Origin of the sequence: Pseudomonas sp. efr-133-TYG-5 (genome assembly GCF_030209175.1) — a bacterium.
GTDB lineage: Bacteria > Pseudomonadota > Gammaproteobacteria > Pseudomonadales > Pseudomonadaceae > Aquipseudomonas.
Genome location: NZ_JARVSM010000002.1, coordinates 1 through 12,532, shown reverse-complemented (window position 1 = coordinate 12,532; position 12,532 = coordinate 1). Strand labels below are relative to the sequence as shown.

Annotated in this window: 12 protein-coding genes; 9 read left to right on the top strand and 3 right to left on the bottom strand. The window is 60.6% G+C overall.

The window, feature by feature from the left end; all coding sequences use genetic code 11:
- Positions 1-138 precede the first annotated feature (138 nt).
- Together QRN70_RS12250 and QRN70_RS12245 are read right to left on the bottom strand one after the other, a co-directional pair.
- On the bottom strand, positions 139-483 hold the full coding sequence (locus QRN70_RS12250) for a pentapeptide repeat-containing protein (protein WP_285418137.1): 345 nt from the start codon (positions 481-483) through the stop codon (positions 139-141).
- 91 nt (positions 484-574) lie between these two features.
- Complete coding sequence (locus QRN70_RS12245; protein WP_285418135.1) at positions 575-2,131, bottom strand: bifunctional aminoglycoside phosphotransferase/ATP-binding protein; 1,557 nt, start codon at positions 2,129-2,131, stop codon at positions 575-577.
- Between the two features lie 117 nt (positions 2,132-2,248).
- Between QRN70_RS12245 and mrcB the strand changes: the two genes are divergently transcribed.
- From mrcB to QRN70_RS12230, 3 genes are read left to right on the top strand one after another with little or no spacing between them, the layout of a single operon-like run.
- Complete coding sequence (gene mrcB, locus QRN70_RS12240; RefSeq protein WP_285418134.1) at positions 2,249-4,573, top strand: penicillin-binding protein 1B; 2,325 nt, start codon at positions 2,249-2,251, stop codon at positions 4,571-4,573.
- A gap of 16 nt (positions 4,574-4,589) precedes the next feature.
- Complete coding sequence (locus QRN70_RS12235; protein ID WP_285418133.1) at positions 4,590-5,336, top strand: hypothetical protein; 747 nt, start codon at positions 4,590-4,592, stop codon at positions 5,334-5,336.
- Positions 5,336-5,671 carry a YqcC family protein gene (locus QRN70_RS12230; RefSeq protein ID WP_285418131.1) on the top strand — a complete coding sequence of 112 codons (336 nt, stop codon included), beginning with the start codon at positions 5,336-5,338 and terminating at the stop codon, positions 5,669-5,671. The genes QRN70_RS12235 and QRN70_RS12230 overlap by 1 nt, the downstream gene beginning before the upstream one ends.
- A gap of 17 nt (positions 5,672-5,688) precedes the next feature.
- Here QRN70_RS12230 and QRN70_RS12225 read toward each other — a convergent pair whose 3' ends face one another.
- Positions 5,689-6,105 carry a DUF4124 domain-containing protein gene (locus QRN70_RS12225; RefSeq protein ID WP_285418129.1) on the bottom strand — a complete coding sequence of 139 codons (417 nt, stop codon included), beginning with the start codon at positions 6,103-6,105 and terminating at the stop codon, positions 5,689-5,691.
- A gap of 400 nt (positions 6,106-6,505) precedes the next feature.
- On the opposite strand from QRN70_RS12225, the gene QRN70_RS12220 reads away from it, so the two are divergent.
- The 6 genes from QRN70_RS12220 to msrQ all read left to right on the top strand — a co-directional run bounded on the left by QRN70_RS12220 (position 6,506) and on the right by msrQ (position 12,494).
- Positions 6,506-8,230 carry an acetolactate synthase 3 large subunit gene (locus QRN70_RS12220; RefSeq protein WP_285418127.1) on the top strand — a complete coding sequence of 575 codons (1,725 nt, stop codon included), beginning with the start codon at positions 6,506-6,508 and terminating at the stop codon, positions 8,228-8,230.
- Positions 8,231-8,232: 2 nt separating this feature from the next.
- Positions 8,233-8,724, top strand: a complete 492-nt coding sequence (ilvN, locus tag QRN70_RS12215; RefSeq protein ID WP_003205610.1) for an acetolactate synthase small subunit — start codon at positions 8,233-8,235, stop codon at positions 8,722-8,724.
- Positions 8,725-8,772: 48 nt separating this feature from the next.
- Positions 8,773-9,789 carry a ketol-acid reductoisomerase gene (gene ilvC / locus QRN70_RS12210; protein ID WP_007959661.1) on the top strand — a complete coding sequence of 339 codons (1,017 nt, stop codon included), beginning with the start codon at positions 8,773-8,775 and terminating at the stop codon, positions 9,787-9,789.
- Between the two features lie 147 nt (positions 9,790-9,936).
- Positions 9,937-10,794, top strand: coding sequence for a CDP-diacylglycerol--serine O-phosphatidyltransferase (pssA, locus tag QRN70_RS12205; protein WP_285418126.1), 858 nt, complete (start codon positions 9,937-9,939; stop codon positions 10,792-10,794).
- Positions 10,795-10,857: 63 nt separating this feature from the next.
- Positions 10,858-11,871 (top strand): protein-methionine-sulfoxide reductase catalytic subunit MsrP, encoded by a 1,014-nt coding sequence (gene msrP / locus QRN70_RS12200; RefSeq protein WP_285418125.1) that lies wholly within the window; start codon positions 10,858-10,860, stop codon positions 11,869-11,871.
- A complete protein-coding gene (gene msrQ, locus QRN70_RS12195) occupies positions 11,871-12,494 on the top strand; it encodes a protein-methionine-sulfoxide reductase heme-binding subunit MsrQ (protein WP_285418123.1) in 624 nt (207 codons plus the stop codon). Before msrP ends, msrQ begins: the two co-directional genes overlap by 1 nt.
- Positions 12,495-12,532 lie beyond the last annotated feature (38 nt).

Sequence of the window (12,532 nt, the reverse complement as noted above, 5' to 3'; positions counted from 1 at the left end):
GAGACGCGGAAACAATGTGGGAGCGGGCTTGCTCGCGAAGGCGTCCCGTCCACCAGGTGTATCGACTGCCACTACGCCTTCGCGAGCAATCCCGCTCCCACAGGGGAAAGGCGTCGGGTCAGAGAAAGATAAGCAGTATCAGCGAGTGCGATAGCGCAGGCGCGTACCGAAATTCATCGACATGAGGATTTCGTCGGCACTCAGCTCCGGCGGGAAGTACGCCCCGGAAATCTGCGCATGGGCCAGGCTGGCGCCTTCCAGCGAGGCATTGCGGAAATCGATGCCGCGCAGATCGGCGGAGCGGAAGTAGGCGTCGCGGAAGTCCACGCCCTCAGCGTTCAGTTCGCGCAGGTCGAGGCCACGGAAGTCGCCGCCGACCATATCGATCGGGCCGTCTTGCGGGCGTTCCTTGTTGAAGCCGGCAATGTCGTCTCTGTGCAGCAAGGCATACAGCGGGGTGTCGAGAAGTTTCGGCTGGCTCATGTCACATCACCTGTTGGTTTTATGACGCCAGTATAGTGCCACTATTTGACGGCCGTGAAGCCAGTGCAGGCTTCACGGTCGAAATAGTTTCTTACAGGCCCGGCAGGCGTTGACGGATCTGAGCGACGACCGTGTCCAGGGTCCCGGATTCATTGGTCTGCACGCGCTTGCTGCGCAGGATTTCATCTGGCGTCAGGGCTTCACGATTGGCCTGCTGCGCTTCGATGACGGCCAGGGTGGCGTCGGACGGGTCCTTTTTATCCGCCTGACGAATCGCCAGCCAGCTCTCGATCACCGCTTGCGGGGCGTTGCAGTCGAGGATCAGGAACGGCGTGCCGGTGGCTTCGGCAACCTCGGCGGCGCTGTCACGCTGGTCGCGCTTGAGGTACGTGGCATCGATCACCACCGGGAAACCGGCGCGCAGAATCACTGCGGCCACTTCATGCAGGCGAGCATAGGTGGCGGTGCTGGCGTCGGCGCTGTAGATCCCGGCCTGGACGTCATTGGCCACGGTCTGCTCGCCGAACAGACGCTTGCGCTCGACATCGGAGCGCAGGCGGATCGCCCCTAGGGCTTCGACCAGACGCATGGCCACGTGGCTCTTGCCGACCGCGGAGACGCCGTGGGTGATCGCCATGAAGCGCGAAGGAATGGTGCTGTAGCTTTCCGCCAGGTTGGCGTAGTTGCGGTACTGGCGCAGGGTGGTGGCGCGCTGTACCGGGGTGGCGTCGGCCGGCATGCTGAACAGGGCGACTTTGGCGCGAACCAGGGCCCGGTAAGCCTTGTAGAAATTCAGCACTTCCAGGCCTTGATAGTCGCCGGTCAGTTCCAGGTACTGGCTGATGAAGCGGCGGGCCAGGGATTTCAGGCCACGGTCTTCCAGGTCCATCGCCAGGAAACCAGTGTCGGCCCAGACGTCGGTGAAGCGGAACGGCTCGTTGAATTCGATGCAGTCGAAAATCACCACCTTGCCGTCGATCAGCGTGGCGTTACCGAGGTGAATGTCACCGTGGCATTCGCGAGTGAAGCCTTCGGCCTTGCGCTGGGCGAACAGTGGCTTGAGCCGCTCGAAGCTGCTTTCGGCCCAGGCTTGCAGGGCGTCGAGCTGCAGCAGGTCATTCTTGTCGCTGAGGAACGGCAGGATCTGTTCGAAGTTCTGCCGCACCGGTGCCATCACCGCGTCCGGGGTGCCGGCCTCGTGTTCGGCCGGGACTTTCGGCGCGCTGAGGTGGAAGCGGGCGATCTGCTCGGCCATCTGGTCGATGTGCGTGGTGGTCAGCTCGCCGTTGGCCTGCAAGGTGCTGAGCAGGCCGGATTGCGGGAACTGACGCATTTTCAGCACGTACTCGATGGCCGGGCTGGTGCCGCCCAGTTGCGGCGCTTCGGCGGTGCCGGTGACCGGCAGCACTTGCAGATACAGATCGTCGGTCAGGCGCTGGTTGAGGCGCAGCTCTTCGGCGCAGAAATGCGCGCGGGACTCGAGGCTGGTGAAGTCGAGGAAACCGAAATTCACCGGTTTCTTCACTTTATAAGCGTAAGGGCCAGTGAGCAGCACCCACGAGATATGGGTTTCGATGACCTGGAACCCATCGACAGGGTGTGGGAACAGGGCCGGGTTTTGCAGGGCGGCGATCAGGGACTGGCTCACGGGCGATCCTTCAGAGACGGGGGAAATTCAAGGTCGTCATTATGGCCGCTCGCCAGCCCGACGCAAACCTCGGCGCGTGCCTGTTGAGGATGAATAAAGTGCGTATAATCCGCCGCCATGACTCGTACTCGATCTCCCCGTACCAAGAAAAAACCACCTTCCCAGGGCCTGCGCCCATGGCTGGGCTGGGCCCTTAAACTCAGCCTGGTCGGCCTTGTCGTGCTGGCCGGCTTCGCCGTGTACCTCGATGCCGTGGTGCAGGAGAAGTTCTCCGGCAAGCGCTGGACCATCCCGGCCAAGGTGTACGCGCGGCCGCTCGAGCTGTTCGTCGGACAGAAGCTGAGCAAGGACGATTTCCTCACCGAACTCGATGCCCTCGGCTATCGCCGCGAAGCCGTGAGCAACGGCCCCGGCGCGGCCGCGGTCAACGGCAACACGGTCGACCTCAATACCCGTGGCTTCCAGTTCTATGAAGGCCTGGAAAAACCGCAGCCGGTACGCGTGCGCTTTTCCGGTGACTACGTGGCCGAGCTGGCCGGCAGCAACGGCGCGAAGCTGTCGGTGGTGCGCCTCGAGCCGCTGCTGATCGGTGGCATCTACCCGAAAAACCTCGAAGACCGGATCCTGATCAAGCTCGACCAGGTGCCGCCGTATCTGCTGGAAACCCTGGTCGCCGTGGAAGACCGCGACTTCTACAGCCACTGGGGCGTGTCGCCGAAGTCGATTGCCCGGGCGATCTGGGTCAACACCTCTGGCGGCAAGATGACCCAGGGCGGCAGTACGCTGACCCAGCAGTTGGTGAAAAACTTCTATCTGACCAACGAACGCAGCCTGACCCGCAAGCTCACCGAAGCGATGATGGCGATGCTGCTGGAGCTGCATTACGACAAGAAGGAGATTCTCGAGGCTTACCTCAACGAAGTCTTCGTCGGTCAGGACGGTCAGCGTGCGGTGCACGGTTTCGGTCTGGCCAGCCAGTTCTTCTTCGGCCAGCCATTGTCCGAGCTGAAGCTGCATCAGGTCGCGCTGCTGGTGGGCATGGTCAAGGGCCCGTCCTACTACAACCCGCGGCGCAATCCGGAACGGGCGCTGGAGCGGCGCAACCTGGTGCTCGATGTCCTGGAGCAGCAAGGCGTGGCGACTGCCGAACAGGTCGAGGCCGCGAAGAAAATGCCGCTGGGCGTGACCACGCGCGGCAAGCTTGCCGACAGCTCGTTCCCCGGCTTCATCGATCTGGTCAAGCGCCAGTTGCGCGAAGACTACCGCGACGAAGACTTGACCGAAGAAGGCCTGCGCATCTTCACCAGTTTCGACCCGATCCTGCAGATGAAGGCCGAAGCGTCGGTCAACGACACCTTCAAACGCCTGGCCGGGCGCAAGGGTTCCGACGATGTGGAAGCGGCGATGGTCGTGACCAACCCGGAAACCGGCGAAGTCCAGGCGATGATCGGCAGTCGTCAGGCCAGTTTCGCCGGTTTCAACCGGGCGCTGGACGCGGTGCGGCCGATCGGCTCGCTGATCAAGCCGGCGGTGTACCTGACCGCGCTGGAGAAACCGAGCCAGTACACCCTGACCAGTTGGCTGTCGGACGAACCGCTGGCGGTCAAAGGCGCGGACGGTCAGGTGTGGAAGCCGCAGAACTACGATCGCCGCTCCCATGGCACGGTGTTCCTTTATCAGGGCCTGGCGCATTCCTACAACCTGTCGACTTCGCGCCTTGGCCTGGCGGTGGGCGTGCCGAACGTGCTCAAGACCCTCGGCCGCCTGGGCGTGAATCGCGAGTTTCCGGCGTTCCCGTCGATGCTGCTGGGCGCCGGTGGCATGACCCCGATCGAAGTGGCAACCATGTACCAGACCCTGGCCAATGGCGGCTTCAATACGCCGATGCGCGGCATTCGCAGCGTGCTGACCGCCGAGGGCGAGCCGCTCAAGCGTTATCCGTTCCAGATCGAGCAACGTTTCGATCCGGCCTCGATCTACCTGATCCAGAACGCCATGCAGCGGGTGATGCGTGAAGGTACCGGCAGTTCGGTCTACAACGTCTTGCCCAAGACCCTGACGCTCGCCGGCAAGACCGGTACCAGTAACGATTCCCGTGACAGCTGGTTCGCCGGTTTCAGCCAGGATCTGCTGGCGGTGGTCTGGCTCGGTCGCGACGACAACGGCAAGACCCCGTTCACCGGTGCCACCGGTGCGTTGCAGGTCTGGACCAGTTTCATGCGCAAGGCCGACCCGCTGCCGCTGGACATGCCGCAGCCGGACAACGTGGTGCAGGCCTGGGTCGATTCGCGTACAGGGCAGGGCTCGGATGCCAACTGTCCGGGCGCGGTGCAGATGCCGTATATTCGCGGCAGCGAACCACCACCCGGCGCCGCGTGTGCGAGCGAGACGCCTGCTTCCGGCGAGTCGGTGATGGATTGGGTCAAGGGCTGGATGAATTAAGCAAAGAGGGTTTCAAGTGAACAAGTGGTTGATTCCAGCGGTGACCGCCGTGGCTTTGCTCAGTGGCTGCTCCACCGTACAACGTGGCTCGATCCCGGTCGTGGATTCCGGGACGGCGGTGTCCAACAGCGAGCGCATCTCCGCCAATGGCGGCTTCCGCCAGACAACGGTCAAGCGCCCCGCGCAGGGCCAGACGCAAGCCATTCCGCAGGGTGATACCGGTGTGGTGGTGATGGTGCCGGGTGGCGCCAGCACTTCGACGCCGATCAGCACTTCGCCGATCACCCCGGGTCCGGTTTCGTCCGGCCCGATCACGCCGGGACCTTACAACCCGGCGCCAGTCGATTCGGCACCGATCAATACCGGCAGCTACAGCATGCCGTCGACGCCGAGCGGCATTCCGTCGGCCAGCAGCGGCGGCCTGTCTGCCGATGAACAACTCGACGGTCCGGTGCTCGCACTGCTGACCACCGCCCAGCAGCAACAGGCGGGTGGTGACCTCAACGGCGCCTCTTCCAGTCTCGAGCGCGCCCAGCGCGTGGCCCCCCGTGAGCCGCAAGTGCTGTACCGCCTGGCGCAGGTGCGCATGGCCCAGGGCGATGCACCGCAGGCCGAGCAGTTCGCCCGCCGCGCGCTGACCATGGCCAACGGTCGCCCGGACCTGCAGGCTAACCTGTGGGAACTGATTGCCCAGGCACGCGAGAAACAGGGCGACTCCGCCGGCGCCGCCCTGGCTCGTCAGAAGGCCAAGGTTGCGCTGTGATGGATGCCCGTTTCCCGCAAATCGCCGATCAGTTGCTGTTGATCGAGTCTGAGCTGCGCACGCAAGGCTGGTGGGACGCCGTCGAGCCGTCCGCCGAAGCCTTGAGCAGCGTCGAGCCGTTCTCGGTCGATACCCTCGAGTTCGAGCAATGGCTGCAATGGATCTTCCTGCCGAAGATGAAATTCATCCTCGAGCAGGATCTGCCACTGCCGAACGCGTCGGGCATCCAGGAAATGGCCGAAATGGTCTTTGCCTCCCGCGACGTGCAGGGCCGCGACCGCAGGTTGCAGGCGTTGCTCAAAGAGTTCGACCTGCTGATCGCCGCAACCCGCTGAAGCGAAGACTGCCGGCGTTACTGGCAGTTTTCCGCGATCTGTTTCTGCGCTTCGGCGATGCGCTCCTGACGTTGCGTATCGCTCAAGCGCCGCGTTTCTCCCTCCACTTCCTCGCGCAGACGCGGGTTGTTCTGCAACTGCGCCAGGTTCGTGCGCGCCTGTGTGCAGAACTTCTGCAGCTGAGCCTGTTGCTCGGCGACCTGCTTTTTCACGTTGCTATCGATAGCCTTCTGATCGCCAATCGGACCGCTGCCGGGCATGGCCGACGGTTTCGCCGTGGGTGCGGGCGGGGTATGCACGGTGGTGGAGGGCTGACCGGGTGGTGGCTGTGCATCGAAATGAGTGACGCCCTGGGCGTCGACCCATTTGTAGATCTGAGCGGCCATGCACCAGGGGCTGAGGCCGATCAGCAGAGTGAGCAGGAGCGTTCGCATGCTGATTCCTTGGCAAAATTGCGCAATTGAAGCTAACAGAGTAGCTCTTTCCGGGTTTTTTCTTGCGTTCTCATGTGCTTACCCACAATTAAGCACATAGACGGCTTGACTTGCAGAGGGCGAAACAGAAGAATCCAAAGTCCGCTGTAGAGGGACTGCCAGAAGCAGACCCACTCGGCAGATCATGAGGCGCACATCCGCGCCGACCTGTTACACCCGCAACGCGTTACCTCGCGCTGGGTGGGAAAGGCCCGCAACACTTGGGACGATCCCAATACTTGCTCAGTCAGTGCTGACGTAGTCGGCGACCACCGTCGCTCATGCTCTGCCGAGAAGTAAACCTATTAAGACCCGTCCCGTTTTTCGTGGGCGGTATTCTGGCGTTTTAGAGGTGAACAACGTGGAGCTTTTATCTGGCGGTGAGATGCTCGTCCGCTTCTTGCGTGACGAAGGCGTCAAATATATCTACGGGTACCCGGGTGGTGCTCTCCTTCATGTTTACGATGCCCTGTTCAAAGAACCGGAAGTGACCCACATCCTGGTTCGTCACGAACAAGCGGCTACCCATATGGCTGACGGCTATGCCCGTGCCACCGGTAAAGCCGGCGTGGTCTTGGTGACTTCCGGTCCAGGCGCCACAAACGCCATCACCGGTATCGCCACCGCCTATATGGACTCGATTCCAATGGTGATCATTTCCGGTCAGGTGCCAAGCACCATGGTCGGCACCGACGCGTTCCAGGAAACCGACATGATCGGTATCTCCCGGCCGATCGTGAAGCACAGCTTCATGATCAAGCACGCTTCGGAAATCCCGGAAGTCATGAAGAAGGCGTTCTACCTGGCGCAATCCGGTCGTCCGGGCCCGGTCGTGGTCGATATCCCGAAAGACATGACCAATCCGGCCGAGAAGTTCGAATACGTTTTCCCGAAAAAAGCCAAGCTGCGCTCCTACAGCCCAGCCGTTCGCGGTCATTCCGGGCAAATCCGCAAGGCGGCGGAAATGCTCCTGGCGGCCAAGCGCCCGGTGCTCTACTCGGGCGGTGGCGTGATCCTCGGCAACGGCTCCGAGCCGCTGACCGAACTGGCCAGAATGCTCAACCTGCCGGTGACCAACACCTTGATGGGCCTGGGCGGTTATCCTGGCTCCGACCGTCAGTTCATCGGCATGCTCGGCATGCACGGCAGTTTCACCGCCAACCTGGCGATGCACCATGCCGACGTGATTTTGGCGGTTGGCGCGCGCTTCGACGATCGCGTCATCAACGGTGCGCCGAAGTTCTGCCCGAATGCCAAGATCATTCACATCGATATCGACCCGGCTTCGATCTCCAAGACCATCAAGGCCGACGTGCCAATCGTCGGTCCGGTCGAGAGCGTCCTGACCGAAATGGTCGCGATCCTCAAGGAAATCGGCGAAACCCCGAACAAGGACGCGGTGGCCAGCTGGTGGAAGCAGGTCGACGAATGGCGCGGTGATCGCGGCCTGTTCCCTTACGACAAGGGCGACGGCAGCAAGATCAAGCCGCAGACCGTGATCGAAACCCTGTGCGAAGTGACCAAGGGCGACGCCTATGTGACCTCCGACGTGGGCCAGCACCAGATGTTCGCGGCGCAGTACTACACGTTCAACAAGCCAAACCGCTGGATCAACTCCGGTGGCCTGGGCACCATGGGCTTCGGCCTGCCGGCCGCGATGGGCATCGCCTTGAGCTTCCCTGACGCTGACGTCGCCTGCGTCACCGGCGAGGGCAGTATCCAGATGAACATCCAGGAGCTGTCGACCTGCCTGCAATACGGTTTGCCGGTGAAGATCGTCATCCTCAACAACGGTGTGCTGGGCATGGTTCGCCAGTGGCAGGACATGAGCTACGGCAGCCGTCACTCGCACTCGTACATGGAATCGCTGCCTGATTTCGTCAAGCTGGCAGAGGCCTATGGCCACGTCGGCGTACGCATCACCGAATCGAAAGACTTGAAGTCGAAGATGGCTGAAGCGTTCGCCATGAAGGATCGCCTGGTGGTGCTCGATATTTCGGTCGACACCAGCGAGCACGTCTACCCGATGCAGATCAAAGACGGCTCCATGCGCGATATGTGGCTGAGCAAGACGGAGCGTACCTAATCATGCGGCACATTATTTCCTTGCTTCTGGAAAACGAACCCGGTGCTTTGTCTCGCGTAGTCGGCCTGTTCTCGCAGCGCAACTACAACATCGAAAGCCTGACCGTGGCACCTACCGAAGACCCGACCCTGTCGCGTCTGACGCTGACCACTGTCGGCCACGATGAAATCATCGAGCAGATCACCAAAAACCTGAACAAGCTGATCGAAGTGGTCAAGCTGGTGGACCTGTCGGAGAGCGCTCACATCGAGCGCGAGCTGATGCTGGTCAAGGTCAAGGCCACTGGCGCCCAGCGCGCCGAGATCAAACGCACCACCGATATCTACCGTGGACAGATCGTCGACGTCAGCGCCAGCGTGTATACCGTTCAATTGACCGGTACCAGCGACAAGCTCGACAGCTTCATTCAGTCCATCGGCACCGCATCGATCCTGGAGACCGTCCGCAGTGGCGTCACCGGCATCGCCCGCGGCGACAAAGTACTCAGCATCTAAATCAAATTAGCGAATGGCCTGAACGGCCTGGATATATAGGGGAAATTCATGAAAGTTTTCTACGATAAAGACTGCGACCTGTCGATCATCCAGGGCAAGAAAGTTGCCATCATCGGTTACGGCTCCCAGGGCCACGCCCAAGCGTGCAACCTGAAGGATTCCGGTGTCGACGTTACCGTTGGTCTGCGTAAAGGTTCGGCCACCGTTGCCAAAGCTGAAGCCCACGGCCTGAAAGTGACCGACGTGGCTGCCGCTGTTGCCGGCGCCGACCTGGTCATGATCCTGACCCCGGACGAGTTCCAGTCCCAGCTGTACAAGAACGAAATCGAGCCGAACATCAAGAAGGGCGCCACCCTGGCCTTCTCCCACGGTTTCGCGATCCACTACAACCAGGTTGTTCCGCGTGCCGACCTCGACGTGATCATGATCGCGCCGAAAGCGCCGGGCCACACCGTACGCTCCGAGTTCGTCAAGGGCGGCGGCATCCCTGACCTGATCGCGATCTACCAGGACGCTTCGGGCAACGCCAAGAACGTCGCTCTGTCCTACGCTGCCGGTGTCGGTGGCGGTCGTACCGGCATCATCGAAACCACCTTCAAGGACGAGACCGAAACCGACCTGTTCGGCGAACAAGCCGTCCTGTGCGGCGGTACCGTCGAGCTGGTGAAAGCCGGTTTCGAAACCCTGGTTGAAGCTGGCTACGCGCCGGAAATGGCCTACTTCGAGTGCCTGCACGAACTGAAGCTGATCGTTGACCTCATGTACGAAGGCGGTATCGCCAACATGAACTACTCGATCTCCAACAACGCTGAATACGGCGAGTACGTGACCGGTCCGGAAGTGATCAACGCCGAATCCCGTCAGGCCATGCGCAACGCCCTGAAACGTATTCAGGACGGCGAATACGCCAAAATGTTCATCAGCGAAGGTGCAACCGGCTACCCTTCGATGACCGCCAAGCGTCGTAACAACGCCGCTCACGGTATCGAAATCATCGGCGAGCAACTGCGCTCCATGATGCCGTGGATCGGTGCCAACAAGATCGTCGACAAAGCCAAAAACTAAGTCGTCGTCCCTTGTATGAAAAAACGCGGCCTTGGCCGCGTTTTTTCGTTTGAACCGACGGTTCTGGTATAAAGCTGCATCGTTTGTGGCCGATCCGTCGTCCCAGACACCTGTCGAAATTGTCCAACCCGTTGCAAGGTAATGTCCATGAGCGAACGTCCCGAAGAGCCGAACCAGGCTCCTGACGCCGAAAGCCTGCTGCCCATCGATGAACACATCGAAGAAGGGCACGACGCAGAAGGCCGTAAAGTCCGGCATCGTGGTATCTATCTTCTGCCGAATCTGTTTACCACGGCGAACCTGTTCGCCGGCTTCTATTCCATCATCAACTCGATGAGCGCCCAGGCTGCCTTGAGTGCCGGGGACGCAGTCAACGCGAGCAAGTATTTCGCCTTCGCCGCGATCGCCATTTTCGTGGCCATGGTGCTCGACGGCCTCGACGGCCGCGTAGCGCGCATGACCAACACCCAGAGCGCATTCGGCGCCGAGTACGACTCGCTGTCGGACATGGTCGCCTTCGGTGTCGCCCCGGCATTGCTCGCATTTGGCTGGGCACTGGGTGACATGGGCAAGGTGGGCTGGATGGTCGCCTTCATCTATGTGGCGGGTGCGGCGCTGCGCCTGGCGCGGTTCAACACCCAGGTCGGTACGGCGGACAAGCGTTACTTCATCGGTCTGGCCAGCCCGGCCGCCGCCGGTGTGGTCGCGGGAATTGTCTGGGCGTTCAGTGACTACGGGATCCAGGGTTCGAAGATGTCGTTCCTGGTCGCGCTGATGGTGGCTGCTGCCGGCATGCTGATGGTCAGCAACATCAAGTACAACAGCTTCAAGGAGCTGGACTTGAAGGGGCGCGTTCCGTTTGTCGCGATCCTTGCGGTGGTGCTGGTGTTCGCCGTGGTATTCAGCGATCCACCGCGCATCCTGCTGCTGGTGTTCCTCGCGTATGCAGCTTCTGGCCCCGTGCAGTACCTGTTGCATCTTCGTCGCCACAAAAACGCCGAGTGATGTAATTTCCCTCATACTCCGCAGTCTATGGGTGCATCTGTCCTCCAAAGCTGCGGAGTTGCCATGTTGATTAAAATCCCCAAAGCGTCCGACTGCCATGAGTCGGACGTCACGCCTGAATCCGTTTATCTCTCCCGCCGCCAATTGCTCGGTGCCACCGCCGCTGGCCTGGCCGTGAGCAGCTTGCCGCGTTGGGCCAGTGCTGAAGAAGCTGCACGTTATGCCGATGTCGAGCCGGGGAGGGCGCCTGCCTGGTTCGCCGAGAAATCTCCTTCCATTAAATGGGGGGCGGTGAACGTCAAGGACGAAGCCATCACCCCGTTCAAGGATGCGACCCATTACAACAACTTCTACGAGTTCGGTACCGACAAGGGCGATCCGGCGGCCAATGCCGGGTCGCTGAAAACCGAGCCGTGGAGCGTTGTGATCGATGGCGAAGTGGCTAAGCCGGGGCGATACGCCCTCGAAGACTTCATGAAGCCGTATCAGTTGGAAGAGCGTATTTATCGTCTGCGCTGTGTCGAGGCCTGGTCGATGGTCATTCCGTGGATCGGTTTTCCTGTTTCTGCGTTGCTGAAACAGGTCGAGCCGACCTCCAAGGCCAAATACATTCGCTTCGAAACCCTGCAGGATCCCAAAAGCATGCCCGGGCAGCGTTCCGGTTTCGCCCTGATCGACTGGCCCTATGTAGAAGGCTTGCGCCTGGACGAAGCGATGAATCCGTTGGCCATCCTTGCGGTTGGCATGTACGGGCGGGAACTGCCTAATCAGAACGGCGCGCCATTGCGCTTGGTCGTGCCTTGGAAATATGGCTTCAAAAGTGTGAAGTCCATTGTCCGCATCAGCCTGGTCAGTGAGCAGCCGAAGACGACTTGGCAAAGCATTGCGGCGGATGAGTACGGCTTCTATGCGAACGTCAATCCTACAGTCGATCACCCGCGCTGGACCCAGGCGCGTGAGCGGCGCCTGCCTAACAGTCTGTTCAAGCCGAATGTGCGTGATACGCAGATGTTCAATGGCTACGCCGATGAAGTTGCTTCTTTATATACAGGGCTCGATCTGCGGAAGAACTACTGATGCGATATCCGTTCTGGCGTGTGGGCGTTTTCATCGCAGCGGCGATCTGGCCGTTGTTGTGGTTCTATCAGGCCTTCGCCGATCAACTTGGGCCGGATCCCGGCAAGGTGCTGGTTGACCGGCTCGGGCTCGGAACGCTGGTGTTGTTGCTGATCACATTGAGCATGACACCTTTGCAGAAGCTGACAGGGTGGGCGGGTTGGATTGCCGTGCGCCGGCAACTGGGGCTTTGGTGTTTTGCTTATGTGGTTTTGCACCTGAGCAGTTATCTGGCTTTCATCCTGGGTTTCGACTGGTCGCAACTGGGGGTTGAGTTGCGCAAGCGGCCCTATATCATTGTCGGCACGCTCGGCTTCCTGGGTTTGTTGGCATTGGCGGTAACGTCCAATCGTTATAGCCAGCGCCGATTGGGAACGCGCTGGAAGAAGCTGCATCGACTGGTCTACGCAATTCTTGGGCTGGGATTGCTGCATATGCTGTGGATCGTACGGGCGGATCTCAAGGAGTGGGCAATTTATGCCTTTATAGGTGCCTTTCTCATGCTCCTGCGTATTCCTCCTGTGGCCCGTCGAATCCCGCGTTTGCTGGGCAAGAGAAAGGTTTTGCAAGAAAAGCGAAATTAACTGTTGACGGCAGATTCCAGAGGTCTATAATTCGCCCC

Coding starts and splice junctions, on each gene's coding strand:
- QRN70_RS12225 (WP_285418129.1), bottom strand. CDS start 6,105: ATGCGAACGCTCCTGCTCACTCTGCTGATCGGCCTCAGCCCCTGGTGC.
- ilvN (WP_003205610.1), top strand. CDS start 8,233: ATGCGGCACATTATTTCCTTGCTTCTGGAAAACGAACCCGGTGCTTTG.
- QRN70_RS12230 (WP_285418131.1), top strand. CDS start 5,336: ATGGATGCCCGTTTCCCGCAAATCGCCGATCAGTTGCTGTTGATCGAG.
- pssA (WP_285418126.1), top strand. CDS start 9,937: ATGAGCGAACGTCCCGAAGAGCCGAACCAGGCTCCTGACGCCGAAAGC.
- ilvC (WP_007959661.1), top strand. CDS start 8,773: ATGAAAGTTTTCTACGATAAAGACTGCGACCTGTCGATCATCCAGGGC.
- QRN70_RS12250 (WP_285418137.1), bottom strand. CDS start 483: ATGAGCCAGCCGAAACTTCTCGACACCCCGCTGTATGCCTTGCTGCAC.
- mrcB (WP_285418134.1), top strand. CDS start 2,249: ATGACTCGTACTCGATCTCCCCGTACCAAGAAAAAACCACCTTCCCAG.
- msrQ (WP_285418123.1), top strand. CDS start 11,871: ATGCGATATCCGTTCTGGCGTGTGGGCGTTTTCATCGCAGCGGCGATC.
- msrP (WP_285418125.1), top strand. CDS start 10,858: ATGTTGATTAAAATCCCCAAAGCGTCCGACTGCCATGAGTCGGACGTC.